Origin of the sequence: Desulfococcus sp., assembly GCF_050178255.1 — a bacterium.
Taxonomy (GTDB): domain Bacteria; phylum Desulfobacterota; class Desulfobacteria; order Desulfobacterales; family Desulfococcaceae; genus Desulfococcus; species Desulfococcus multivorans.
The window spans coordinates 32,654-54,310 of record NZ_JBFXGG010000003.1; the positions used below are offsets into that span (position 1 = coordinate 32,654).

General features: G+C 57.0%; 20 protein-coding genes. 5 read left to right on the top strand and 15 right to left on the bottom strand.

Annotated elements, in window-relative coordinates:
• Positions 1-261: 261 nt before the first annotated feature.
• The 5 genes from AB7S84_RS01555 to AB7S84_RS01575 all read right to left on the bottom strand — a co-directional run bounded on the left by AB7S84_RS01555 (position 262) and on the right by AB7S84_RS01575 (position 5,104).
• Positions 262-1,224 (bottom strand): ParB/RepB/Spo0J family partition protein, encoded by a 963-nt coding sequence (locus AB7S84_RS01555; protein WP_428152789.1) that lies wholly within the window; start codon positions 1,222-1,224, stop codon positions 262-264.
• Positions 1,214-2,110 (bottom strand): phosphoribosylaminoimidazolesuccinocarboxamide synthase, encoded by an 897-nt coding sequence (locus tag AB7S84_RS01560; RefSeq protein ID WP_020877555.1) that lies wholly within the window; start codon positions 2,108-2,110, stop codon positions 1,214-1,216. Before AB7S84_RS01560 ends, AB7S84_RS01555 begins: the two co-directional genes overlap by 11 nt.
• Positions 2,111-2,223: 113 nt before the next feature.
• The gene (locus AB7S84_RS01565) at positions 2,224-3,432 is read right to left on the bottom strand and encodes a cyclic nucleotide-binding domain-containing protein (RefSeq protein ID WP_020877556.1); all 1,209 of its coding nucleotides are present in this window, start codon (positions 3,430-3,432) and stop codon (positions 2,224-2,226) included.
• Positions 3,433-3,442: 10 nt separating this feature from the next.
• Positions 3,443-4,051, bottom strand: coding sequence for a GTP-binding protein (locus AB7S84_RS01570; protein WP_020877557.1), 609 nt, complete (start codon positions 4,049-4,051; stop codon positions 3,443-3,445).
• Between the two features lie 135 nt (positions 4,052-4,186).
• Complete coding sequence (locus AB7S84_RS01575) at positions 4,187-5,104, bottom strand: hypothetical protein (protein ID WP_020877558.1); 918 nt, start codon at positions 5,102-5,104, stop codon at positions 4,187-4,189.
• Positions 5,105-5,524: 420 nt separating this feature from the next.
• Here AB7S84_RS01575 and mdh point away from each other — a divergent pair, with 420 nt between their 5' ends.
• Positions 5,525-6,457, top strand: coding sequence for a malate dehydrogenase (mdh, locus tag AB7S84_RS01580; RefSeq protein WP_020877559.1), 933 nt, complete (start codon positions 5,525-5,527; stop codon positions 6,455-6,457).
• 4 nt (positions 6,458-6,461) lie between these two features.
• On the opposite strand, the gene uvrC is transcribed toward mdh, so the two are convergent.
• The 3 genes from uvrC to ispF are packed head-to-tail and all read right to left on the bottom strand — an operon-like array spanning position 6,462 to position 10,756.
• Positions 6,462-8,288, bottom strand: a complete 1,827-nt coding sequence (uvrC, locus tag AB7S84_RS01585) for an excinuclease ABC subunit UvrC (RefSeq protein ID WP_020877560.1) — start codon at positions 8,286-8,288, stop codon at positions 6,462-6,464.
• On the bottom strand, positions 8,289-10,277 hold the full coding sequence (uvrB, locus tag AB7S84_RS01590) for an excinuclease ABC subunit UvrB (RefSeq protein WP_020877561.1): 1,989 nt from the start codon (positions 10,275-10,277) through the stop codon (positions 8,289-8,291).
• On the bottom strand, positions 10,274-10,756 hold the full coding sequence (gene ispF, locus AB7S84_RS01595; RefSeq protein WP_428152790.1) for a 2-C-methyl-D-erythritol 2,4-cyclodiphosphate synthase: 483 nt from the start codon (positions 10,754-10,756) through the stop codon (positions 10,274-10,276). Before ispF ends, uvrB begins: the two co-directional genes overlap by 4 nt.
• A 404-nt stretch (positions 10,757-11,160) precedes the next feature.
• Here ispF and AB7S84_RS01600 point away from each other — a divergent pair, with 404 nt between their 5' ends.
• Positions 11,161-11,868, top strand: coding sequence for a LysM peptidoglycan-binding domain-containing protein (locus AB7S84_RS01600; RefSeq protein ID WP_020877563.1), 708 nt, complete (start codon positions 11,161-11,163; stop codon positions 11,866-11,868).
• 199 nt (positions 11,869-12,067) lie between these two features.
• Here the strand turns inward: AB7S84_RS01600 and AB7S84_RS01605 are convergent, their stop codons facing one another.
• The gene (locus AB7S84_RS01605) at positions 12,068-12,550 is read right to left on the bottom strand and encodes a YcgN family cysteine cluster protein (protein ID WP_020877564.1); all 483 of its coding nucleotides are present in this window, start codon (positions 12,548-12,550) and stop codon (positions 12,068-12,070) included.
• 324 nt (positions 12,551-12,874) lie between these two features.
• Between AB7S84_RS01605 and cutA the strand changes: the two genes are divergently transcribed.
• Complete coding sequence (cutA, locus tag AB7S84_RS01610) at positions 12,875-13,192, top strand: divalent-cation tolerance protein CutA (RefSeq protein WP_428152791.1); 318 nt, start codon at positions 12,875-12,877, stop codon at positions 13,190-13,192.
• Here the strand turns inward: cutA and AB7S84_RS01615 are convergent.
• The 6 genes from AB7S84_RS01615 to AB7S84_RS01640 all read right to left on the bottom strand — a co-directional run bounded on the left by AB7S84_RS01615 (position 13,182) and on the right by AB7S84_RS01640 (position 19,079).
• Positions 13,182-13,946 (bottom strand): RluA family pseudouridine synthase, encoded by a 765-nt coding sequence (locus AB7S84_RS01615; protein WP_020877566.1) that lies wholly within the window; start codon positions 13,944-13,946, stop codon positions 13,182-13,184. The two genes, cutA and AB7S84_RS01615, sit on opposite strands and share 11 nt — an antisense overlap.
• 60 nt (positions 13,947-14,006) lie before the next feature.
• Positions 14,007-14,729 (bottom strand): ABC transporter ATP-binding protein, encoded by a 723-nt coding sequence (locus AB7S84_RS01620; protein WP_020877567.1) that lies wholly within the window; start codon positions 14,727-14,729, stop codon positions 14,007-14,009.
• Entirely contained in the window at positions 14,729-15,496 is a 768-nt protein-coding gene (locus AB7S84_RS01625; RefSeq protein ID WP_020877568.1) for an ABC transporter ATP-binding protein, read from the bottom strand. The genes AB7S84_RS01620 and AB7S84_RS01625 overlap by 1 nt, the downstream gene beginning before the upstream one ends.
• A gap of 11 nt (positions 15,497-15,507) precedes the next feature.
• On the bottom strand, positions 15,508-16,584 hold the full coding sequence (locus AB7S84_RS01630) for a branched-chain amino acid ABC transporter permease (protein ID WP_020877569.1): 1,077 nt from the start codon (positions 16,582-16,584) through the stop codon (positions 15,508-15,510).
• A gap of 8 nt (positions 16,585-16,592) precedes the next feature.
• Positions 16,593-17,507, bottom strand: a complete 915-nt coding sequence (locus tag AB7S84_RS01635) for a branched-chain amino acid ABC transporter permease (RefSeq protein WP_020877570.1) — start codon at positions 17,505-17,507, stop codon at positions 16,593-16,595.
• Positions 17,508-17,912: 405 nt separating this feature from the next.
• Positions 17,913-19,079: an ABC transporter substrate-binding protein gene (locus AB7S84_RS01640; RefSeq protein ID WP_020877572.1), complete on the bottom strand. Its 1,167-nt coding sequence runs from the start codon at positions 19,077-19,079 to the stop codon at positions 17,913-17,915.
• A gap of 292 nt (positions 19,080-19,371) precedes the next feature.
• Between AB7S84_RS01640 and manA the strand changes: the two genes are divergently transcribed.
• Positions 19,372-20,589: a mannose-6-phosphate isomerase, class I gene (gene manA, locus AB7S84_RS01645; RefSeq protein WP_020877573.1), complete on the top strand. Its 1,218-nt coding sequence runs from the start codon at positions 19,372-19,374 to the stop codon at positions 20,587-20,589.
• Between the two features lie 32 nt (positions 20,590-20,621).
• Complete coding sequence (locus AB7S84_RS01650; protein WP_020877574.1) at positions 20,622-21,656, top strand: tRNA dihydrouridine synthase; 1,035 nt, start codon at positions 20,622-20,624, stop codon at positions 21,654-21,656.
• Position 21,657 lies beyond the last annotated feature (1 nt).

Below are 21,657 nucleotides of genomic sequence, written 5' to 3' on the forward strand. Positions count from 1 at the left end.
AAACACTAATCCTATGTAACTTTTTATGAACAAATGTGATTTAAATGAATTACAGGGGGTTGTCGAGTTTTTCAGAAGGGGTGAGGTGCTGAGGAAAAAGGGGCGCTGCGGGCCAGGGGAGGCCCTGGGACCAGCGCCCGAGGTCGTTATGGGATTGTAAAGCCCTCAAGACAACGCACGGTGTTCAAGGGGCGTTGCCGACAGGGGAAAGACGATCCCTGTCGGCAATACGTTCCGGTCACGACGCCGAAAGTCGAACCGTCAGAAGTCCTTCGAGAGAAGTCGATCCAGTTCCGGACGGTCGATGATCTTTCCAAGGGTGTGATGGAGGTGTCTCAGCTCGGCGATATTCCGGAATCGAAGCGTCAGGGAAAACGTTTCTCCCTCCAGGTTCGGGGGCAGAACGAGTTTCATTGGATTCTTGAGCCCCAAAGCCCTGATGAGAGCGGCTGCCTGTTCCTCCGATTTTTGAATGGCGGGATAGCGTCGGCGTTTCAGCAGCTCGCGAAGTCGTCCGACCTTTACGTTCGGTTCCGTATCGTCGTCGGCCAGGAGGGACGTTATGGTCGGGGTTCGGAGAAGTTCGGGGATGCTCAAGCCCTCTCTCCGACTGATCTCTTCAATCATGGTGAGGATCTCCCGCTGCTTGCCGAGGCTCATCCTGAATGTGAGCAGCAGTTTCGCCAGCACCTCCCTTTCCGCTTCGTCGAAGCGCTGTAGCTCTGAAGCCATCGCCAGGGAGAGGGTTCCGTCAATGATGCCGGCCTGAATCCCGGGGGAAAGCCGACAGAGCCCCCGAAGTTTACGAATCATGGGGGGGCTTTCCGGAATGCCGCATTTCGCCGAGGCGGCAGCCAGGTCGGCCGTATCTTCATAATAGACCGACAACAGCGACAGCGCCCGGGATCTTTCGATCAGATTGAGGGGCCGCTGGAGAGCGTTTTCCGCAACGGCCATTTCGGCGCAATCCCGCGGTGTGGCCGTTGCGGGAAGGATTCCCGCCGAAACGGTCGTCTGATTCAACGATCGGCACGCGGCGATCCGCCTGAAGCCGTTGACGATCACTAAACGGTCCTCGGTCCGCATGAGGGTCGGGGGCACCAGCAACCCCACGGCCGAAATGGATCGGGCGAGATCTGCGGTATTTCGATCCGTCGAGATCTGAAAAGTGGTGTCATTCCCATCGACGGCCGAAATCGGAACGCATACCGAGCTACAGGTCATAGGATTTACCCGTGAGCGCGACGAAGGCCTCCATATATTTCTCCTGGGTGCCTCGTATGACGTCGTCGGGGAGCACGGGTCCGGGAGGCTGCCTGTTCCACGCGATCGATGTCAGGTAATCTCTCACGTATTGTTTGTCGTAGCTTTTCTGGGACCCACCGGGAACATAGGCGGCTTTGGGCCAGAAACGGGATGAATCGGGTGTCAGGATTTCATCGATCAGGATGATGTCCCCGTCAACGATGCCGAACTCGAATTTGGTGTCGGCGATGATAATGCCTTTTTCCTCTGCAAGGCTCAGCCCCTTCCGGTAAATGGAGAGACTCAGGGTTTTGAGGGTTTCCGCCGTCTCGCGTCCGATCCGCTTTACCGTCTCGTCGAAATCGATATTGACGTCATGCTCTCCGACATCCGCCTTGGTGGACGGCGTGAAGATCGGTTCGGGCAGTTTCTCGGACTCCTTGAGGCCGGGAGGAAGCCGGATGCCGCAGACGGTTCCGGATTCCTGATAACTTTTCCAGCCGGAACCGGAGAGATAACCGCGCACAACGCATTCGATGGGAATCGGCCGGGCCTTTTTCACAACCATGCTCCGATCCTTCAGAATGTCTTTGTAAGGGGCGCAGACGGCGGGAAACCGTTCAACATCTCCGGTGATCACGTGGTTGGCCACAATCGGTTCCATAACCTCGAACCAGAAAAGGGATATCTGGGTCAACAGCCTGCCCTTTGCCGGCACCGGATTCGGCAGGACGACATCATAGGCGGAGATTCGGTCGGTGGCCACCATCAGAAGTGTCTCTCCCAAATCGTAGATGTCCCTGACTTTTCCCCTGGCGAGGAGTTTCAATCCCGGAAAATGCGTTTCGATTACGGTATGTTTCATCAGCGATCCTTATTCAATTCATGAATGCCGTGGACGCCCTGTGTTCTTGAATCACGGGCGATGTCGGCCGGCGTCAAACCCCCGGCCTTTGAATACATCGATCTGTTAAATACTCACTCAACTTTCGACTTCAACGGGCCAATGCCGGGTGGATACGGCCCGCGCCCCACGCGGTTTTGTTTTAGAAGATTCCCGGCGACATTCGTCGTCGCCGCAATATTGACGGCGATGTTTTCGATGAGATTTTTAAAGGTCAGCGGCAGATCTTCGTATTCACTCTCGAGCGACCCGGCGTCGATATCGGTGGTTTTTACGTCGCCTGAAACGAACACCGAAACCTGGTGAGGTTCGTGCCCGATATCCAGGAAGGGAACGGTGCCGAGATAATCCCCTTCTCCCAGATTGGCGATAAGGAGGGTGCCGTGCTCGGTTTTCCGGGTCATAGCGGCATGCCCCCTCTCTATTCTGAGCAATCGTCCTTCCTTCAATGTCCGGGGCGGCATGAGTGCTTTATCCCGGATGACCTTCGGCAGGGTGTCGATCCGGTTATAATAATTCACGCAGGCGCCGGTCACCTGGCTCAGGCGTCGGTCGAGGCTGAGAATATACCCCCTGAACGCCGGACTCAGCATGGCGAATTCCTTGGACATGCGTTGAATATCCAGAATGCCGAGCTGGACGTCGGTGGTCGCCGTGACCGTCGCTTTTCGGGTGTTTTCCTGAAACAGAAAGGCGGTCACGCTGCCGATGAAAGCGCCTGGCCCCACCCGTGAGACGGTGAGCCTGCCTCGGGGTGTACTCCTGATAATATCGAGCGTTCCCTCCAAAACCACCCATATCCAGTTGCCGTGGTGTTTTTCCTGGGTAACCAGCTCCCCTGCCGCGTACAGCTCTTCGTCCACGACGTAAGTGTAGTCGATAAAATGCCTTCGGATGAACGGCGGCGCCGCGGGATCCGGGACGTTTTTTTCGAGGGGCGGCGGTCCGAGGGTTTTGATCCTGCCGTCGTCGAACAGGCGAAGCCCCTCCAGGATGATCTCCATCCGATTGGTGGTGATGATCCTTTTCGTGGAGACGGGTCGTTCCTGAAATTCAAAATCCCCTTCCAGCCAGCCAAACAGCGCGTATACGGCTTCCAATCCCCTGGCTCCAGGGGCGTGGGCGTCGATGATGTTGCCTTTTTTGAAATAGATGCATCCCGGCTCGTGAGCGTAGGGGCTGAAAATCCGCAGCAACCCGGATCCACCGCCGGAGCCGACCAACTGAAGGATATCTCCAAGGCTCAAAAAACCAAGGCTGCCTGCAAGTGCGACTTTTCCCATGAGATCCGCCTCACCACCCCATCTGTGTTTTCAAGGATCTGAGCGTCAATTTCAGGCATGCCTTCAATGTCGGTCCGACGCCTTCTCCTTTGACGGCGCTGGCCGGAAACGAAGGTGCCTTGAGCTGTCGGTTCATGTCCGTCTCCATCTGGCTCACGGACAGAAGCGGGATGCCGTGCTCGGCCAGGTCTCTTTTGTTGTATTGCAGCACCAGGGGGATGTTGAGGATGCTGGTGCCGTATTCCCGAAGATTCAAGTGAAGATCCTTCAACGATTCCATGTTCTTGATTCTTCTGACCTGGAGCGAATCCGCAACGAAGATGACGCCGTCGACATCCTTTAGAACTATTTTGCGGGTTGATGCATATTTCACCTGCCCTGGAACGGTATAGAGCTTTACCCGGATGTCGTATCCCCTGACCTTGCCGAGGCCCATGGGAAGAAAATCAAAGAACAGGGTCCGGTCCCCTTCGGTTCTGGCGGAAACCATCTCGCCCGTCACTTGCTTCCTGAAGGTCTTGAAGATGTATTCAAGATTGGTGGTCTTTCCGCCCCGGCCCGGTCCGTAATACACGATTTTGACCTCGATCTCCCGAGACTTCAGATTGATGTTTGCCATTGGTAACCCCAGATCGAAAAGAACGTCAGTGGGCGTTTTCACGTCAAGCCGCGCAGCTTCCGGTGCTCGTTTGAGAGGGGATCGCATGCCGCAATCGGGAAAAGACCGTCAAAACAGCGGCGCCATGAATTGATATTAACCGCCCTGTACCTGAATATCAATGTTAAAATGCCCGGCGCCGGCGTCGTCGGATGAAATCCACTGTTTTCCAACAACGGTCGCTTTGCTGCTGAACATCCCGTCGTCGAAAAAGCAGAGAACGGTGTTCAGGACGGTTCCAGGGGTCAGGCCGTCGGCAAGGGTCGTTTCCTGAACGGCAACCGAGATCCGGACGACGTCCGCCGATTGTGAGAGGATGTCGAATTCCCGCATTCCCTGACCGCGCTGGGCGTTGGGCGGTTTCAGACTGATGGAGTTGAAGCGCCTGACGATTTCGCCGTGCTTCGTTCCGGCGGCGGGCCCGGAGGCTTCGTCTTTCATTTCCGCCGGCGGCACCTCGACACACAAGCGTTTCTCCGCGACCAGTTCCTTGACGTAACGCTGCAGTGTGAGCCATTCGTCCCGATTCATCAGGCCGCTGTTATGCCAATGGCGAAGCAGGGCCGATGCTTCGGCGGTCCTTCCTTTCTCCAGATGGCAGCGGATCATGTGCTTCGACGCTTCGAGTCTCGTTTTCGGCGTTTTGATCAATTTGGCGAACTCCTCGACGGCATGGTCGTACTGCCCGAATTCGGCCAGTGCCGCCGCGCCTTCCAAGGCGGCCTCTTCCCGGTCCGCGGAGGCGCAGAAATGTCGTTTCATAACCTCGATGACAGCATCCGGAGGCGTATAGACGGCGGGTTCGTTTTCCATTCGTTGCATGCGGTTGTGCAATCGCTCCAGCCGGCCGGCGACGGCTTTCAGAATTTTTTTGTGATGGTGGATGCGGTGGGCATGCCGTCCGACGAGGTCGGCGGTCTGCTGATATCTTTCCCTGGACGCTTCGTACAATCCTTGTTCGTCGTAGAGCGCAGCCTCTTTCAACAAGGACCGGATCTGTTCCTCGATCGCCATTGCGAACTCCATTGTACCGATAAAGGGTCGTTCCCATGTTAACCGCACGCACGGCGGCTGTCCGGCCGCCGTGAAACGCATTTGCGATCGAACCGAACGGGCCGCTGATCCGCCGCCGCGCTCGCCGCCTTCCCGTCTGCGGCGTTTCCGGTCGTCATGACGAAAGTCGAAAACTGAATCATAAATCTGTTGACAATAGTGAAACAGTGCGATTAGATTGCTTTTTTAAATTTGACGATTTCATAAAAACTCAGAATTCAAGATCTTAACCCCATTATATTGCTGTTGCATGCGAATACAGACAGTATATGTTGTGCCGGAATGTTGCGGAACGTGTTACGGGTGCATCGAATTTAAAACCGGACGATATCCAGTACCTTGATTATAATAAAAACTATACCAATTAACAAGGAGAAAATTATGGACAAGAAGGTCACGGTTGTTGGCGCTGGAAATGTTGGGGCTACAGCTGCCCAGAGATTGGTCGAAAAAGCCTTGTGTGACGTGGTGCTAGTGGATATTGTCGAAGGCGTTCCCCAGGGCAAGGCCCTCGACCTCACCCAGGCCGCCGCGATCGAAAAACACGATGCGAAGATCATCGGCACCAACAGCTACGAGGAGACGGCCGATTCCGACGTGGTCATCATTACCGCCGGAATCCCCAGAAAGCCCGGAATGAGCCGCGACGACCTGATCAGCACCAATGCCGGCATCATGAAGAACGTCACGACGCAGGTGGCCAAATACTCTCCGAATGCCGTCCTTATCATCGTCAGCAATCCCCTTGACGCCATGTGCCATGTCGCTTTTGAAACCAGCGGTTTCCCGAAGAACCGCGTGATCGGAATGGCCGGCGTTCTCGATTCGGCCCGTTTCAGAGCGTTCATCGCCATGGAACTGAATGTGTCGATCGAAAATACCCATGCCTTCGTCCTGGGCGGTCACGGGGATACGATGGTTCCCCTGCCCCGGTATTCAACGGTTTCGGGCATTCCCATCACCGAACTGATATCTCCGGAAAGAATCGATGCGCTGGTGGACAGAACGGCCAACGGCGGCGCGGAGATTGTCGCCTTCCTTAAAACCGGCAGCGCATTTTATGCCCCCGCCTCCTCGGCGGTGGAGATGACGAAGGCCATTCTCTACGATAAAAAACAGATTCTCCCGTGTGCTGCTTATCTGCAGGGAGAATACGGCATCAACGATCTTTTCATCGGCGTCCCGGTGAAGCTCGGCAAGGGCGGCGTCGAGGAGATTATCGAGATCAAATTGACGGACGACGAAATGGCCAGGCTGAAAAAATCCGCGGCTGCCGTCGAAGAACTCAAGGCGGTTCTGGCAAAGCTCAAATAAGCGGTCAGGGGGAATGCCGAAGCGCCCTTTTCAGGGCTTCGGCCACCGTTTGACTGATTCCGGGCACGGCCCTGAGCTCTTCCAGGGTCGCTGCCCGGATGTTTTTGACGGTCCCGAAATGATCGAGAAGCGCTCGTTTTCTCCGGGACCCGATTCCCGGAACGGCATCCAGCGCCGAAGCAAGGGCCTTTTTCCCCCGGCGTTTACGGTGAAAGGCGATGGCGTGGCGATGGGCCTCGTCCCGAATGCGCGCCAGCAGGTTGTAGACCGCTTCTTCCCGGTCCAGATTGACCGGATTGACGCGGCCGGGAAGGTAGATCTTGTCGCGTGTTTCCCCTGCCGCTTCATCTTTTTTGGCGATCCCGATCAGTTGAAAGGCCCCTTCGAGTCCCAACTCCCGCATCACCGCAGCGGCGATATTCAGCTGCCCCTTGCCGCCGTCCACCATAAGCAGATCCGGGAACGGCAATGACTTTTCCCCCTTGCCGTAGCGCCTTTTGAGCACTTCCGCCATGGCGGCGTAATCGTCGGGCCTGTCCACCGTCCGAATGACATACTTCCGATAATCTTTTCGACTGGGGCCGCCATCCTGGAAGACGACCATACCCGATACCGGCGATGTGCCCAGGATGTTTGAATTGTCAAAACATTCGATTCGGTGGGGCGGCCTATCCATTTTCAGTCGGCGCTGGAGCCGCTGGAGCAACAGCGCGTTCTCCGCTTCGCCCGAGGTCCGACGCCGCAGCTCATCGGCCGCGTTGTCGTTGGCCATCCGGATGAGCCGAACCTTTTCGCCCCGCTGCGGGTATAGGATGCTCACCTTCTCGCCCTTCAGATTTCCCAGCATCGCTTCCACCAGCGGCACACCTTCGATGGGCACCGGCGTGAGAATCTCTTTCGGGATGAAGCCCGCCCGTTCGTAATACTGTCGAATAAACGCCTCGACCATCTCGGGCTGGGCGGCAAACGTCTCTTCGAAACGGAAATGACGCGAGCCCGAGAGGTATCCGCCTCTTACGGAAAGCAGGGTGATGAGGAAGGACGATCCGGCGCCCGCGAGCCCAATGACGTCCCGATCCTTGAAATCCGTTGAGACGGATATCTGTTTTTCAACCACCTTCTGAAGGGCCAGCATCCTGTCCCTGAGCTCGGCGGCCAGTTCATAGGTTTCGGGATTTTCCGCGGCAACCGTCATCTCATGCCTGATCTTTTGAATGAGATCCGATGTCCGGCCCTTCAGAAACAACACCACTTCTCTTACGATCTCCTGATAAACGTCGGGATCGACCTTCCGGCAACACGGGCCGAGACACCCGCCCATCTGATAGTTGAGGCATGGCCGGGTGCGGTTTTTGAGCACGCTGTTGCGGCATTTCCTCAGCTTGAAATGCTTGTTGATGACCTTCAAGGTCTGGTACATGGCGCCCGGCGTCGTGTAAGGGCCGAAATAGAAGGCGCCGTCGTTTGCGATCTTCCGGACGACCTGCAGATTGGGATAGGGTTCACGGGGATCGAGCCTCAGGGAAGGATAGCGTTTGTCGTCCTTGAGAATCACGTTGTAGCGGGGATGGTACCGTTTGATGAGATTCGATTCCAGAATCAGTGCGTCGTTTTCGGTTTCCGTGATGATGGTGTCGAACGTCGCCGCCTTTTCCACCAGGAGGGCGGTCTTGAGATCCGACTGGACCGGTTTCCTGAAATAGGAGGAGAGTCGTTTCCTGAGATTTTTAGCCTTTCCGACATAGATGACGACCGCCTTATGGTCTTTGATGAGATAAACGCCGGGGAGGGAAGCCGTGGCGGCCAGTTTTTCGAGGATCGCGTCGTTCATTTAAAACAGGGTGAGCTCCTTGAGGGCCTTGATCTGATCACGGAGCTGGGCGGCCTGTTCGAAGGCCAGCTCGCGGGCGGCCGCTTTCATCTCTTTTTCCAGCCGGCGGATCTCCTTTTCGATGTCGGCGTCATTGCCGAAGGCCGCTATGGGCTCCGCGATTTTGTCGACAAAGGACTCCTCGGTTTCATGGACGACGTTGAAGGTCGGCGAGAGGCTTTTTCGAATGGTGGTCGGTACGATGTGGTGTTGCTGGTTGTAGGCGGACTGGATTTTGCGTCGTCTTTCGGTTTCGTCGATGGCCGATTTCATGGCGGCGGTGATCTTTTCGGCATACATGATCACCTCGCCGCCGACGTTTCGGGCCGCCCGCCCGCATGTCTGTATGAGAGAACGGGCCGATCGCAGAAACCCCTCTTTGTCGGCGTCGAGGACGGCCACGAGGGAGACCTCCGGAATGTCGAGGCCTTCTCGAAGGAGGTTGATGCCAACGAGGACGTCGAATTCGCCTTTCCTGAGATCCTGGATAATCTCCATACGCTCGAGAGTGTGAATGTCCGAGTGGAGGTATTTTACCCGGATGCCCAGATCGCTGTAGTAGTCGGTCAAATCCTCGGCCATCCGTTTGGTCAGCGTGGTGACGAGAACGCGCTCGTTCTTCCGGATCCGCTTTTGGATCTCATCCAGAAGATCGTCCACCTGGTGTTCCGCGCTTCTGACGTGAATACGGGGATCCATGAGGCCTGTGGGGCGTACGATCAGCTCCACGAGCGCGTCTTTTGCCTTCTCGAGCTCATAGTCCGCGGGCGTTGCCGACACGTAGACCACCTGGGGAACTCTTTTCCGGAATTCCTCGAATTTCAGGGGGCGGTTGTCCATGGCCGACGGCAGGCGAAAGCCGTATGCCACGAGGGTCGATTTCCGGGCGTGGTCGCCGTTGTACATGCCCCGGATCTGAGGCACCCCGATATGACTTTCATCGATGAAGACCAGAAAGTCCTTCGGAAAATAGTCCAGAAGGGTGGGCGGCGGCTCCCCCGGGTTCCGCCCGGTGAGATGCCGGGAATAATTTTCAATGCCGTTGCAGTATCCCAGCTCCAGCATCATCTCCAGATCGAAATGGGTTCGTTCTTCAATGCGTTGGGCTTCGATGAGTTTGTTCTCCCCTCTGAAATCGGCGATTCGGGTTTTCAACTCCGCCGTGATGGTTTCCACGGCGCTCTGGAGCGTCGTTTTGGAAGTGACGTAGTGGCTGGCGGGGAAAATCGCTGTTTCGCCAAGTGACCTGACGCTTTTCCCGGTGAGGGGATCGATCTCCAGAATCTGCTCGATTTCATCTCCGAAAAATTCGAGGCGCAGGGCGACATCCTCTTCGTAGGCCGGAAAGATCTCAACCCGGTCTCCCCTGACCCTGAAGACGCCCCGGTGAAAATCGAGGTCATTGCGTTCATATTGAATCTCCACCAGATCGGCAAGCAGTCGGTCGCGGTCCATCTCCATGCCGGTGCGGAGAGAGAGCCGCATGTCGAGGTAGTCCTCGGGGGCGCCGAGACCGTAGATGCAGGAGACGCTCGACACCACGATCACATCCCTGCGGGACAAAACGGACCTGGTGGCGGAATGGCGCAGCTTATCGATCATTTCGTTGACGGAGGCGTCCTTCTGGATGTAGGTGTCGCTGGTGGGGATATAGGCCTCGGGTTGATAATAATCATAATAGCTGACGAAATATTCGACGGCGTTCTGCGGAAACAGGGATCTGAATTCGGCGTAGAGCTGCGCGGCAAGGGTCTTGTTGGGCGCTATGACGAGGGCCGGCCGATCCAGCCGTGCGATGACGTGGGCCATGGTGAAGGTTTTACCCGAGCCCGTGACGCCCAGCATGACATTATGGGGCGTTCCCCGCGCAATGTTGGCACAGAGGGCCCGGATGGCCGCAGGCTGGTCGCCCGTGGGCACCAGATCCGATATCAGGGTGAAGAGGGTCATGACGACATCGCCGATTGCAGCAGGACGACGCTCGTTGCGGCAATCCCCTCCCCCCTGCCGACGGCGCCCAGACCTTCCGTGGTGGTGGCTTTGACGTTGACCCGATCTTCGGGGACCCCCAGCGCGCTTGCGATGTTCCGGATCATCTGCAGGCAAAAAGGGGCCATCCTGGGTGCCTCGGCAAAAATTGTCGCGTCGAGGTTGACCAGCTCGAGGCCTTTGCTGCGCACCATATCATGGGTTGCGATAAGCAGGCGTATGCTGTCAATATTCTTGTAGGACGGGTCCGTGTCGGGAAAATGGCGGCCGATATCTCCCAGACCGGCGGCGCCGAGAAGGGCGTCGCAGATCGCATGAAGAAGGACGTCTGCGTCCGAGTGGCCGAGCAGTCCCCTCTCGAATGGGATGGTAACGCCGCCGATAACGAGTTTTCGATCGCGTACCAGTTGATGGACATCGTGTCCCATACCGATTCGCATGGGTCTCCTCGCAGATATCAATACACGTTAATGAAGCCTCGGCCCGGCATCCGCAGTGGGGACCGGTGAGCGGTCGCAGACTGAAGCGGCCGAGCAGTCCGCCTGCCGCGGACGCACCCCTTCACCCTGCCATCCGGGTGAAAGGCATGGGCCGGTACACCTGTCGGCACCCGTCCCTGAACACCGAGTTAAGTAATCAAATAATAACACACGAATCCATATCGGTAAACAGATCCGCGATCACCGTCATGAACGTTGAGATATCATTTCAATTGAGATATCATATTGTGAACCGGAAAAAACTCTGATAGAAATGGAGGCAACGGTCCGGCGGCTTTCCAGGATACCGGCCGCCCATAACAGCCATGCCGGCGAACCGCATTGCCGGTCGCCTCGGGGGAGAAATGAAATCTTTCAAAATCAGCGAGTTGGACATAGGTATGCCCGCTGTTTTAGCGGGTGCGGGTGTTTTGACATTGATCATCTGCCTGATCGTGTTGATACCGGGCAAGGAGACCGACACGGATACCCAGGCGACGGAGGCGGCTGTCGCCGGGCTGGAGAACCGTGTCGTGGAGATGGAAAACCGGCTCAACAACGCGCTTGCCGCTCTGGAAGCGAAAACGGCTGAAACGCCGTCGGAAGAGGCCTCCTCCGACGCGGTCTCCGAGAGAACGATGGTAATTCAGTCCTTGACCGAGCAGGTGGCGAGCCTCCAGAAGAAGATCGAGCATATCGACAGCCGTCAGGGGAATCTCGAACAGCGCGTTGTCTCCCTCAGCTCGACTGCACAGACAGGAAAATCGAACACCCAGCGGCCGTCGACAAAAACGGTTTCAAAAAAGGAGACCGCTTCAGCACCAGCGGCGAGATCGACCCCGAAAAAAGCGCCTGAGAGGAAAGTCGCGGCCAAAACCCCTGCAAAGAAGACAGATGTCTCGGCAAAGCCTCCCGTCGCCTCGTCGGCCGGATATCATGTTGTTGCGGCGGGGGAAACCCGGTACGGCATTGCACGACGGTACGGCCTCAATGTGGCGGAACTCGATCGCCTCAACGGATTTACGTCGGAAACCATCATTCAGCCGGGTCAGAAGATACGGGTCCGGAAATGATGCATCCGTAACCGTTGTTTTTTCAATTCTCAACTCAACTTTCGACTTTCATAGGCCGGTGCCGCTTTCCGGTTACCATCATGAACGTCGAAAGTTGAATTCTCAAGACGTGATGCCGGCAGGCGGTCTGTTTGGAAGGTAGCCGTAACGCATGACAGGGATGTCGGGACGATGGGTCGACCGTCAAAAATGAGCGTCCTCAGTCCGGCGCCTCCTCCCAAAACGCCATATCGTCGCTCTCCGTGCCGCCCGGAATGATGTAAGGCTCCAGATCGTCGACATTCACGCAGGCTTCCGAAATGGCTTTGTTTCTCAGGGAAATGCCTGCGGAATGAACGGTTTCCGGGCTGCCGGAAATGAGGGGATGCCACCACGGCAAAGGGAGGCCTTCCAGAAGACGGCGATAGGCGCAGGTCGAAGGCAGCCAATGGCATTGGGCAACGATGTCCGGGGTGAGCGACATGCAGTCCGGAGCGCGCTGCTCGCGGTCTGCGTAAGCTTTGCATCGGCATTCATGGATATCAAGGAGCCGGCAGGCGACGCTTGTATAGAAAACCGCTCCCGTCTCCTCGTCCTCGAGCTTGTGGAGGCAGCATCTGCCGCATCCGTCGCACAGGGACTCCCATTCGGCCGGGGTTAATGCATGCAGTGACTTGTACTCCCAGAATTTTTTGGCGGACATGCGCTTTCACGGCTCCTGATCATAGAAGGCTGAAGACTGAAGGCTGAAGACTGAAGGGGTGCGCCTGCGACGAATGGAGCGTTTACATTCCTTCAGCCTTTATAGGCTATAGGCTGAAGACTGAAGACTGAAGGGGTGCGCCTGTGACGAATGGAGCGTTTACATTCCTTCAGCCTTTAGCCTTCAGTCTTCAGTCTCAATTTTCAGCCTCTACCCGGTCATCCTGACGAAAACCGAAAGTTGAAATTGATATATATTACCACCGGTGCTACTTAAAGGGAAGTGTCGGTGTGCTTTTTTTGCCGCAAACGAGGAGGTCGTCCGATGATGTCCGACTATTGTCTGGTGACGGTGGCCTGCGCCACCCGGACCGATGCCGAGGGACTTGCAGCCGGGATTCTGGAGAAACGTCTGGCCGCATGCGTTCAGTTGTCGGAAATTACGAGTTTCTATGAATGGAAGGGGGTGCTGCACAAGGATCCCGAGGTGCTCATGCTGATCAAAACCCGCCGGGATCTTTATCCGATGCTGGAGTCGCATATCAGCCGGCATCATTCCTACGAAGTTCCCGAAATCGTTCAGATTCCCATCGAAAACGGTCTGGCCGCCTATCTGGGATGGATCGACGAGGTCACCCGATAATCCTTGCAATGTCCGCGTCCGCGTCCAACATTCGGATGATGTCCCCGGGTAACCGGCGGGAGCCCAGGGTGACGGGGCGATCGGTGCCGGGCGGCACCAGGGTGATCGTCAAGGCGTGAAGCGCCAGGCGGTTGAAGGCCATACTCTTGAGATGCCGGATGGATTGGGGGGTGCCGTAACGGGCGTCGCCGACGACGGCATGGCCCGCCATCCTGGCGTGCCGTCGAATCTGGTGCTTGCGCCCGGTAACGGGCTCACACTCGATCAGGGTGTAACGGGAGGTGTGGCGGAGAATCCCGTACCGGGTTCTGCAGGGGACTTTCTCCCCCTTTCCCGAAGGATGCTTTCGGCCTCCGGCGGCCTTCGAAAGCGGCCAGGTCCAATCCCCCCACTGAACATCCGGCGGCAACGCCAATCTTCCGTGGACCAGGGCGGTGTAACGCTTGGCGACGCGTTTTTCCATGAACTGCCGTGAGATCCACTGCAGGGCCGTTGCCGAGCAGGCCAGAAGGACAACACCGCTCGTCTCCTTGTCGAGGCGGTGAGGCGGATGAAAACCGAATCCGGGATCATACCCGAGGGAGCGGGCCAGGCTGCCCCGATGCGCCACATATCGGGCCGTTATGGAACAAAGATCCCGTCCGGGGTCGTTATGAACGCTGACGCCAGGCGGCTTGGAAACCGCGACCCATCCCCTGCCCCAACCCAGCAGGTCATCGGGGTGAAGCGCCGGAGTCGGCGGCGCCGTGGTCATGAAGCCGACACGCCCCTGCGCTCGGAAGATTCAGCCGCCGGCGGATTGCCGCGTTTCGGTTTATCCAAGGTAGGCCTTCTGTACTTCGGGGTTTTCAGCCATGGCTTCGGCCCGCCCCGCCATGACGATCTCTCCGGTGTCCAGAACATAGGCGCGATGAGCGAATTTCAAGGCCAGTCGGGCGTTCTGCTCGATAAGCAGGATGGTCATGCCCTGCTCGTTCAGCTTCCTGAGGGTTCGAAACATGTCGTACATCAGAAGCGGAGCCAGTCCCATGGAAGGCTCGTCCAGCAGGATAAAATTGCACCCGGTCATGAGCGCCCGTCCGACGGCGAGCATCTGCTGTTCGCCCCCGCTCAGGGATTCACTCCTCTGGGTCCGGCGTTCCGTGAGGCGGGGAAAGAGATCGTAGACCCGTTGATAGTCCTTTTGAACGGCCGCCGCGTCCTTACGGGAAAAGGTCGCCAGTTTCAGGTTCTCCTCGACGGTCAGGTTTCCGAAGATATGGCGGCCTTCAGGTGCCAGCGCGATATGGCAGTCTCGAACCACGGCGTGGGCCTCCACGCCCAGGAGACTTCGTCCTCTGAAGCGAATGTCGCCGCCGTGAATTTTCGGGCCTTCCGGCGGCGGCACCCGGGTGATCGCGTGAAGGGTCGTGGTTTTGCCGGCGCCGTTGGCACCGATCAGAGTGACGATCTCGCCTTCGTTGACATGGAACGAGATGCCGTGGAGAGCCTCGATGTTTCCATACTTGACGACCAGGTCGTTGATTTCGAGCAGCATCAGATCGTATCATCCCCCAGATAGGCTTTGATGACGTCGGGGTTGTTCTGGATCTCGTCGGGCGTCCCCTCCGCGATGGTGACGCCGAAATCGATGACCTTGATCCAGGAGCAGAGCTTCATGACCACGGCCATTTGATGTTCGATCATCCAGATGGCGACGTCGAAGGTGTCGTGGATCCACTGAATCAGTTGGATCAACCCCTGTATGTCGGCGGAATTGAGTCCCGCGGCGGGCTCGTCCAAAAGCAGGAGAGACGGCTTGACGGAGAGGGCTCGGGCGATTTCCACTTTTCGTTGGATGCCGTAGGGCAGATTTCTGGGAAGCTCGGTCGCGTAACGCCTGAGATCCAGGGCCTCCAGAATCTCCATGGCCGTCCGGTGGATGCGTTGTTCGCCCCTCCCATAGGCGACGGTCCGCATCAGGGCGTCCCACAGTGCGTATCCCATGCTGTAATGCTGGGATATCCGAATGTTGTCCAGAACCGTCATGTCGTTCCAGAGGCGGATGTTCTGAAAGGTTCTCGCGATGCCCATGCCGGTGATCTGATGCGGACGGAGGCCGACGATGCTGCGCCCCTTGAAACGGATGTCGCCCCCGGAAGGCCTGTAGAACCCGCTGGTGAGGTTGAACACGGTGGTTTTTCCCGCCCCGTTGGGCCCGATGAGGCCTGTCAGTTCACCACCCTCGAAGCGGATGGAGAAATCGGACAGCGCACAAAGACCACCAAAATTCTGGGTGAGACCGTTGATCTCGAGTAAATTCATGCGAACGCTTTCTACTTGAACCGGTACCATTTTCTGAGACGGGGAAAAATATCGGACAATTCCTTGTTGCCCATGATTCCTTCCGGTCGAAATTGCATCAGAAGGACGAGAATCAGGGGAATGATCACCCATTTCCAGACCTGACTGATTTCATAGGCGTCGGGAATCACATTCAACCAGTGGAGTGCGGTGTCGATCCAGGGGATGACGAAGCGGAGTCCTTCCAACAGCAGGGTGAACAGGATGGCCGAAATGACGGAACCGCTCAAGGATCCCATACCCCCCAGATAGACCATGACCAGGCATTCGGTCGATTTTAAAATCCCGAATGATCCGGGGTTGATGTATCCCAGAATGTGGGCGAAGAGTCCACCCGCCAGTCCGGCCAGTCCGGATGAAATCATAAAGGCGGTCAACTTCATCCGATTGGTGTTCACCCCCATGATTTCCGCCGCGATCTCGTCCTGGTGGATGGCGATGATTCCCTTTCCGTAGGTCGAAGAGACGTAGCGGCGTATGAGCCAGACGCTGAAGACCGTCCCCAGAATCACCCAGATCAGCATCCACGGCAGATCCGCGACGTCTTCCATGGCGAAGACGATCTTTTTCATTCCCATGAACCCGCGGGCCCCGCCGATGGCGCTCATGTTGATGATGGTGCTCGTCACGATAAAGTTGGCGGCGATGGTGATGATGGCCAGATAGTCGCCCCGGGTCTTGAAGGAAGGGATGGCCACCAGCATGCCGGCAAGGGCCGCGACCACGCCGCCGGCCGCCAATACCAGGGGAAAACAGTATATCGCCATTTCCGGGGGGAGAAGCGGTAGGCCGAAGAACTTGTCCTTTGTAAACAGCCACACATTGAGAATGGAGGCCACATAGGCGCCGATGGCCATGAAGGCGGCGTGACCGCAGGCGAACTCCCCCATATAACCGTTGACGATATTGAGACTGCTGGACAAAATGATGTTGATGCCGATGAACATGATGACGGACTGGATGTAGAGGTCGATCAACCCGGCCTGGGATGCGACGATCAGGGTGCCGGAAAGGAGCGTCAGCACGAGCGGTACGGATAGTCGTTGCATTGCCAACTCTATATTTTGGTGGTTTTCGCCACACCGAAAAGACCGGTGGGTTTGTAGACGAGTATGATGAGCAGAATGGAAAATGCGATAAGATCTCTGAATGTGGAGGGAAAGAATGCGACCACCAGGATTTCCACGAATCCCAGCAGAAATCCGCCGAGAAATGCGCCGCGGATGTCTCCAATGCCGCCGACCACCGCCGCGATGAAGGCCTTCCAGCCGATGAGCGCTCCCATGTATGGATCCAGGATCGGATAGGACATGGAATAGAGCACACCCGCGAGTCCGGCCATGGAGGAGCCCAGGATAAAGGTGAAAACAATGACGGCATCGATGGGAATCCCCATCAGGGGGACGGCGAATTTGTCGTACGAGATCGCCCGCATGGCCATACCGATGCGGGTTTGGGTGACGATGAACTGCAGGAAGATAAAGACCAGAACGGCGGAAAAGATGACGGCGATCTTCAGGTTGGTCAGGCTGACCGAACCGATGGTGTAAACCACCTTATCGATCATTTCCGGAAAGCTTTTCCGGCTCGCTCCCAGGAGCGCCAGATTGCCGTTTTCCAGGATCAGGCCGCACATCAACGCCGTGATGACCACATAGAGCCGATTGACGCCCTTTCGACGGAGAGGACGGTACGCGATCCGTTCCAGCGCGACCCCGACGCAGGCCGTGAGGATCATGGTCAGCGGTATCGTGAGGCTGAGCGTGACCCAGCCCGGAACACCCTCAAGGGTGGCCAGGAAGAATGTGGCCACAAAAAAGGCGATGTAGGCGCCGACCATGAAGATGTCGCCATGGGCGAAATTGATCAATGTGAGGACGCCGTACACCAGCGTGTACCCCAGGGCGATCAGGGAGTAAAAACTTCCCCACTGCAGAGCGTTGAAAAGATTTTGAATGATGCTTTCGAACACGCGGGATCCTTACGATTGAGGCGCAGAAATGACCAATGAAACCCTGTGTGGGAATACAGGTGCCGATGAACGGGAATATTTGGGGCAAGGGAGAGATGGAGCGGATTTTCTTTCAGTATTCAGTCGTCGATTCGGACAGCGTCATTGATGTCGCACTGCATGTGCTCGAGGTTCCGATGAAACAGCCGTTGTCACGCCAATGTCCGGACCGGTCGTTATCCAACGCATTTCAGCATCCGCTTCGCTTCAGATCCGCACAGGAATCCCGTTCACTCAGAAAGATATAATCGTTGTCGCCGCAGCTCCCACCTCAGATTCTGACATCCGGCTTCAACTCTCCTTTTGGGCGGCCATAGCCGGCCGCCCGAAGCCCCAAACCGTATTAAACGGTATCAACAGCTTTTTTCACGGGCAGACGGACTCGGTAAAGACAAACTCGCCCGTATCGCTGATCTTGACGACGACGGCGCATTTGATGGGATCCCCCTGATCGTCGAACTTCATTTTTCCCGTGATGCCTTCAAATTCCGCGATGCCTGAAATGGCATCCCTCAACTTTTTCCGGTCGTCTTTCAGGTCCCCCGTGATGCTGCCCATGTCCTGAAGCCCCTTCAGGACGATACGGGCGGCGTCCCATGTCAGGGCGGCCACGTCGGCAGGCTGATAGCCGTATTTTTTCTGGTATCGGTCGATAAATTCCTTGGTCGCGCCGGTAGCGCCCGCCGCGGCGTAATGGGTCGAGAAATAATGCCCCTTGCAGTCATCGCCGCAGAGGGTCATCAACTCGGAATTGCCCCAGGCGTCCGCACCCATGAACGGTCCGGTCCAGCCCAGGTCGTGGGCCTGTTTGACGATGAGGGCGACTTCGTTGTAGTTGTTCGGGAGAAAAATGAAATCCGGTTTGGCGGCGATGATCTTGGTCAATTGAGCGCTGAAATCCTGATCCTTGTCCCCGTAACTTTCATAGGCCACCACGGATCCTGTGCCGTTCTTCTTTTCGAAGTCGGCCTTGAAAATTTCGGCGAGTCCTTTGCTGTAGTCGTTGGCCAGGGCAAAAAGGACGGCGGCCGTTTTAGCCTTGAACTGCTTCATGGCGAAGTCTGCGGCGACAGGACCCTGGAAGGGATCCAGAAATGCGGCTCTGAAGACCCACGGCCGATCCCTGGTGGTGTCCGGATTCGTGGACCACGGGGAGATCATCGGGGTGCGGTTGTCGTCACAGACCTGTCCCCCGGGGACCGCCTGTTTGCTGGAGTTGGGTCCTACGACCGCCAGCACCTGATCTCTTTCGATGAGCTTCAGGGCTGCGGAAACCGCCGATTCGGCCTTGGATTCATTGTCTTCATAAATGAACTCGAGCATGTATTTTTCGCCGCCGATGTCGAGGCCGCCGGCGCCGTTGACGTCTTCACGCAGCATTTCGGCGGCGAATTTCGATTCTTCGCCGACCTTGGGGATATCTCCGGTCAGAGGAATATTGAAGCCGATCTTCACGGTCTTCCCCCAGGCAAGGGGGGATAGCATCATTACGGCCATCACGAATGTAACGGTAACCAGAAATCCCTTTCGCATGTCGACCTCCTTGAGTTCATTGGTTAATAATTTGAATTCAGTGGAAAAATCAGAGATAAGCCTCGAAAACAGAGATGCTTCTGTAACACAGACGTTTCTTTTTTTCAATCCATAAAATCGCCGTTTGTCACCGGCCGTCTCTTGTGGTAGTTTTTTATGCAGGAGGCTTGACGTTCGCCGTTAATGATCCGGAAGCGGCGTCGTCAGGGGCCGACGGGATTCCGTCATGGCGAATCCATGACGGGTGATGCCTTGCTGACCAGCGGAAGTTCAAGCGGTTTTCGGGAGCGAAATGGAGAAGATGATCGATACACGGATTTGGATACTGGACAACGCGATTCTGAAATATCCCTGGGGCTCTCACACGGCCATTCCCGATCTGCTGGGCCGCCCGCCTTCCGGCGACCCCCAGGCGGAAATGTGGATGGGCGCACATCCGAAAGCGCCTTCCCGCATCGAAATGGACGGTGAGCAGATTCCGTTGAATCGGGCTATCGAGCGTTATCCCGAAGCGATCCTCGGTGAACGCACGGCCGCGGCGTTCAGCCGTCGGCTGCCCTTTTTGTTCAAGGTGCTTGCCGCCGCGGCGCCGTTGTCCATTCAGGCTCACCCCGATCGACGGCAGGCAGCAACGGGATTTCAGGCGGAGAATCGGGCCGGCATTCCTTTGGACGCCTCGAACCGGAACTACCGGGACGACAATCACAAACCCGAATGCATCTGTGCGCTCACGCCTTTCTGGGGGCTCTGCGGTTTCCGACCCGTCGCAGACATCACAGCCCTTCTCGAAGCAATCTGTCCCCGAACCCTCTCCCATGAAATCGGAAACCTTCGGGAAGGCCGTCCTGCCGAGGTCCTCAAGGCGCTTTACGCAAGCCTTCTGACGTTTCCGGCGTCCCGAAAGCGCGCCATTCTCGATGAGGCCCTCGAGAACTCACGGCGCCGCATGGACGAAAGCCCGGTTTTCCGATGGATCCCCGCGCTCAACAAGGCCTATCCTGATGATATTGCCGCTGTTTCGCCGGCGATTCTGAATCTTTTTTGTCTGACGCCGGGGCAGGCCCTTTACCTGCCGGCCGGAGAACTCCATGCCTATCTTGACGGCATGGGCATCGAGCTGATGGCCAATTCGGACAATGTGCTTCGGGGCGGTCTGACCGCCAAACACATCGACGTGGGGGAACTGATGAAAATCCTCGAGACGACGCCCCGAACCCTGGAGAAGCTCGTCCCCGAAAGGGTCAGCGAATATGAAGACGTTTATCGCACCCCCGCACAGGAATTTCAGCTGTCGGTCATTTCAATGAGGACGTCGTCGGAAGGCGTTCGCAAGGCCGTGGACGGGGTGGAAATTCTGTTGTGTACGGAAGGCAGCGTCCATATCGGGGCCGAAGGCGTCCGGAAAGAAACGGTCCTGACCAGAGGGGTTTCCGTGCTGATTCCGGCGGAAGTCGGCGCTTACGTGTTGCGCGGCCGGGGCAGGATCTACCGGGCTTCGGTTCCCCTATGAGGGTTCAGCCAAATGAAACCCTGCGGAATCCGATGCATCCGTCTGAAGCAGAGGATGTCCGCGCACTGTTGAATCGTCCGATCCGGGTGGGGGGATGTATTATCCCCAAACGTCTTTTTCTGGCACCCCTGTCCAAATTGGGGAATGTGGCGTTTCGGGAGCTTGTTTCCGAATTCGGCGGATTCGGTCTCCTCTTTTCGGAAATGACGGGGTCTCGTTCGGTGGCGTTCGGCGGCGGACCGGCCGCATCCGGCTTCATGTGGCGGGCGGCCGAACTGCCGCATCTGGTCTGTCAACTCTACGGTGACGAACCGGCGGTGATGGCCTTGGCGGCGGAACGGGTCGCGGCCGAGGGATTCATGGGTGTCGACATCAATTTCGGCTGCGCCGTCGCCGCCGTTTGCAAACACAATTGCGGTGCCGCGCTTCTGCGGGATCCGCTTCGGGCTGAAAAGATCGTATCGGCGGTGCGAAAGGCCGTATCGGTGCCCCTCTTCGTGAAATTCAGGACCGGGTGGGAGGACGACGTGAGGACCGCCGTGGATCTGGCCAGACGGTTTGCCGACGCAGGGGCGGATGCGCTGACGTACCATCCCCGTGTCGCTCCGGATCGACGGACCCGTCCGCCCAAATGGGCATACATTGGCATGGTCAAGTCATCGGTAGACATTCCCGTTATCGGGAACGGGAATGTCTTCGACATTGACGATTGCAGAAGAATGATTTCCGAAACCGGATGCGACGGCGTCGCCATCGGGCGGATTGCGGTGGCGCGTCCGTGGACGTTTGCCCAATGGACCGACGGGGTTCTGCCGGATGACGACGTTTACCGGCGGTGTGCCCTGGGATTGATCGATCTTTTGGGAAAGCATTTTGACGAATCGACGGCAATTCGCCGATACTATAAATTTTCCAATTATTTTGCCGCCAATTTCAAGTTCGGCCATACGTTTTACGCCATGGTGCACAAGGCGAAATCGATGGATGCCCTCCGGGAGGCCGTCGCGGGGTTTTTCGAAACCGCCCCCGAGATCGCTTCACGGCCCCGGATCACCATGCTCCGATAAC

Coding starts and splice junctions, on each gene's coding strand:
- AB7S84_RS01555 (WP_428152789.1), bottom strand. CDS start 1,224: ATGACCTGTAGCTCGGTATGCGTTCCGATTTCGGCCGTCGATGGGAAT.
- AB7S84_RS01560 (WP_020877555.1), bottom strand. CDS start 2,110: ATGAAACATACCGTAATCGAAACGCATTTTCCGGGATTGAAACTCCTC.
- AB7S84_RS01620 (WP_020877567.1), bottom strand. CDS start 14,729: ATGCTGCTCGAAATCAACGACCTGGTCGTCAAGTATGGAAACATCGAG.
- AB7S84_RS01565 (WP_020877556.1), bottom strand. CDS start 3,432: ATGGGAAAAGTCGCACTTGCAGGCAGCCTTGGTTTTTTGAGCCTTGGA.
- AB7S84_RS01615 (WP_020877566.1), bottom strand. CDS start 13,946: ATGACCACGGCGCCGCCGACTCCGGCGCTTCACCCCGATGACCTGCTG.
- uvrC (WP_020877560.1), bottom strand. CDS start 8,288: ATGAACGACGCGATCCTCGAAAAACTGGCCGCCACGGCTTCCCTCCCC.
- cutA (WP_428152791.1), top strand. CDS start 12,875: ATGATGTCCGACTATTGTCTGGTGACGGTGGCCTGCGCCACCCGGACC.
- AB7S84_RS01575 (WP_020877558.1), bottom strand. CDS start 5,104: ATGGCGATCGAGGAACAGATCCGGTCCTTGTTGAAAGAGGCTGCGCTC.
- AB7S84_RS01630 (WP_020877569.1), bottom strand. CDS start 16,584: ATGCAACGACTATCCGTACCGCTCGTGCTGACGCTCCTTTCCGGCACC.
- AB7S84_RS01650 (WP_020877574.1), top strand. CDS start 20,622: ATGCATCCGTCTGAAGCAGAGGATGTCCGCGCACTGTTGAATCGTCCG.
- AB7S84_RS01640 (WP_020877572.1), bottom strand. CDS start 19,079: ATGCGAAAGGGATTTCTGGTTACCGTTACATTCGTGATGGCCGTAATG.
- manA (WP_020877573.1), top strand. CDS start 19,372: ATGGAGAAGATGATCGATACACGGATTTGGATACTGGACAACGCGATT.
- AB7S84_RS01625 (WP_020877568.1), bottom strand. CDS start 15,496: ATGAATTTACTCGAGATCAACGGTCTCACCCAGAATTTTGGTGGTCTT.
- AB7S84_RS01570 (WP_020877557.1), bottom strand. CDS start 4,051: ATGGCAAACATCAATCTGAAGTCTCGGGAGATCGAGGTCAAAATCGTG.
- mdh (WP_020877559.1), top strand. CDS start 5,525: ATGGACAAGAAGGTCACGGTTGTTGGCGCTGGAAATGTTGGGGCTACA.
- uvrB (WP_020877561.1), bottom strand. CDS start 10,277: ATGACCCTCTTCACCCTGATATCGGATCTGGTGCCCACGGGCGACCAG.
- ispF (WP_428152790.1), bottom strand. CDS start 10,756: ATGCGAATCGGTATGGGACACGATGTCCATCAACTGGTACGCGATCGA.
- AB7S84_RS01605 (WP_020877564.1), bottom strand. CDS start 12,550: ATGTCCGCCAAAAAATTCTGGGAGTACAAGTCACTGCATGCATTAACC.
- AB7S84_RS01600 (WP_020877563.1), top strand. CDS start 11,161: ATGAAATCTTTCAAAATCAGCGAGTTGGACATAGGTATGCCCGCTGTT.